This window comes from Rhizobium sp. CF142 (assembly GCF_000281145.1).
In the GTDB taxonomy this organism is placed as follows: domain Bacteria; phylum Pseudomonadota; class Alphaproteobacteria; order Rhizobiales; family Rhizobiaceae; genus Rhizobium.
The window spans coordinates 1-2685 of record NZ_AJWE01000078.1; the positions used below are offsets into that span (position 1 = coordinate 1).

The following is a 2685-nucleotide window of genomic DNA, read 5'->3' on the forward strand; positions in this document are numbered from 1 at the left end:
CACCGTGCGCACCGCCTCTTTCGCCTCCGCTTCCGAGGGCGGTTCGGCTGCCGTCGACGTGATTCCGGCCGTTTCTGGTCCGGGCCTTTCGAATTTCGTGTCCGACGCGCTGTCGGCCTCCGAGCGACCGGAACTGACCTCCGCCAAGATCATCATTTCCGGCGGTCGCGCGCTCGGCTCCGCCGAAAAGTTCAAGGAAGTCATCCTGCCGGTCGCCGACAAGCTCGGTGCTGCCGTCGGTGCATCGCGCGCCGCCGTCGATGCCGGCTACGCCCCGAACGACTGGCAGGTCGGCCAGACCGGCAAGGTCGTCGCCCCTGATCTCTACATCGCCTGCGGCATCTCAGGCGCCATCCAGCATCTCGCCGGCATGAAAGACTCAAAGGTCATTGTCGCGATCAACAAGGACGAGGAGGCTCCCATCTTCCAGATTGCCGACTATGGACTTGTGGCCGACCTCTTCGAGGCCTTGCCGGAATTCGAAAAGTCGCCTTGACAAAGGAGAAGCCGGGACGCGCCAGACGAGAAATCACGTCGGCTTGGCGACGCTTGCCCACAAAACCTCTGGCCGATCGTGTCGCTGGGCACCTGCCGTCCCCTCAGATCGCTTCGCGCGCTTCGGTCTCTCGTCGTTCCCAGCGCGCAATATATTGCAGGAGTTCTTTTGCTATTTCTTCGCGCCTCGCAACCAAAGAATCTGCCGGTCCGACAACAGTGACAGAAGCCACGGGTTTGCCACCGCTGTCGCGTAGCACGGAGGCGAGGGCAAAACGTGTGCCGTTCTGAGTGAAATTATGGGCAACACCTGTCGCCCTGATGTCGCGGGCTTCGGCCAGAAAATCGCGGATGAGATCGTCACTTTCAGAGGGTCTGGCGCGCAAGAAATTCTCGATCCAAGTCTGCGGCTGCGAGGCAAGCAGAGCCTTTCCGCCGGCCGATCGCAGGAGTTCGCGTCGGATAACGTTTCTGGGGTGGAAGCCAGCAACTGGATCAGCGCCGGCCTCAGCGACATAGACCAGTTGATGTCCCACTAAAACGCCGAGATAAACTTCCGCATCGACTTTGGCATGCAATTCATAGAGATCTCCGTTGCTGACGGAGCCGGCTCTGACCTTTCCACTCGATAATATCAGGCCGTAGACAGCGGGCCCCAGATGGAGCCTGTGCTGAGATCCGTCACGCTGCCCGTATAGCCAGCCGTTGGCTAGCAGGCCCTCAACAAAGCCGTGCAGGGTGCTCTTCGGCAAATCAGTGACCTTAAGGAGTTCGCCGAAGGTCATGCCCGGACGATAGACGATCTCCTCGATCAATCTCGCCACCCGGTCGATCGTGCGATGGGGACTGTGGTTACGCTCTTCGTCGGTTTTCTTGGGAGGCGCCATCATCAACTCCGGATATGTCCCTAATTTTCGAACGGGAGACGGTCGCGCACCATAATTGTTCACCTGCGCCAATGACAACCGAAATGCGTGACACCGCCAGTGTGGGAATTTCAATGAGAATAGGTCAAAGTGTATTGTGTCATCAGGTTGACACCACAAGAACTTTTACCGGCGTAGACAAATTCGTCCAAATGGTTCAAATGTTATAATACAATAGGCCGTTCTGGATGCCGCGGCAGCGTATGCAGCGGCAAGGCGATCTTGAAGGCCCCGATCCTTACCGATTGGAGGGGTCAGATTGAGTGAAAGGAATTAGGCGTGGCTGGGGTACCAAAGAGCAAGGCTGACTTCGTCGCCCAGCGTTTGCTGGACAGAATCGTGAGCGGCAACCTTTCTCCTGGAAGCAGCTTGGGCACCGAAGCAGACCTTCTCCAACAATATGATGTCAGCAGGCCGACCCTGCGTGAAAGTCTGCGTATTCTGGAAGCCCAAGGCGTTCTGGAACTCAAGCCCGGGCCAAGAGGTGGCATTATCGTTACGATGCCCGGCACTGATATCCTGGCGCATGGCCTGTCTGTGTATCTGAGAATGCATGACGTTCCCTTTGTCGCGGTACTGAAGGCGCGCGAGGTCATTGAGCCGGCACTCGCGGCAGAGGCCGCCGAGAACGGCACCGATGAAGACTTCGCGGCATTGCAGGCATCGATCGACAGGATGCTAGAGGTCGACCATCAGGATGACTTCATCGAAGAGAATCGTGTCTTTCACTCGTTGATCGCGCATGCGAGCCGCAACCATGTCATGACGATTTTTTGGTCGACGATCAGCATGGTTGCTGCCGGCGAGGGCCACGGAATCCAGTATACGACGGGCAACCAGAAGCGAGTGGCAGAGGCGCATCAACGCATTCTCGACGCCTGCAAGAGCCGAGATAGCGCGGCCGCTGCTGCCTCTATGCGGGAGCACGTGCGCGAATTGGAGCAGTTGATCAAGAAGAGCTATAAATATCTTCTAAACCAGGCAACAACGATCGTGGCGCGCGATGGGCGCAGGGTCGGATAAGCAATACTTACTTGGAACTGCGCACTGCCCGATAGTTGCTCAAGAGGGGTTGAGCCACGGCTTGGCGTCGACAATCGGATTTCAAGGCGGAGTGTCTCGGTTGCCGTTTTCAATCACATAATCTTCAAGCCATCTCCTTTGAAAAGCCTCCCCCGATACGCATCAAGGGGCGGCGACCGACATCATCGATCACCGCCCGTTTGCAGTGTGTTGCGTTCAGCCCATTTAGTCGTGTTTACCG

General features: G+C 57.5%; 3 protein-coding genes. 2 read left to right on the forward strand and 1 reads right to left on the reverse strand.

Annotation, left to right across the window (positions count from 1 at the left end; all coding sequences use genetic code 11):
- The coding region (locus PMI11_RS15670) for an electron transfer flavoprotein subunit alpha/FixB family protein (protein WP_007818657.1) at nt 1–496 on the forward strand (496 nt) is incomplete at its 5' end.
- A gap of 103 nt (nt 497–599) precedes the next feature.
- Here PMI11_RS15670 and PMI11_RS15675 read toward each other — a convergent pair.
- Nucleotides 600–1385, reverse strand: coding sequence for an IclR family transcriptional regulator (locus tag PMI11_RS15675; protein WP_157179639.1), 786 nt, complete (start codon nt 1383–1385; stop codon nt 600–602).
- A gap of 315 nt (nt 1386–1700) precedes the next feature.
- Between PMI11_RS15675 and PMI11_RS15680 the strand changes: the two genes are divergently transcribed.
- Complete coding sequence (locus PMI11_RS15680; RefSeq protein WP_007818668.1) at nt 1701–2444, forward strand: FadR/GntR family transcriptional regulator; 744 nt, start codon at nt 1701–1703, stop codon at nt 2442–2444.
- Nucleotides 2445–2685 lie beyond the last annotated feature (241 nt).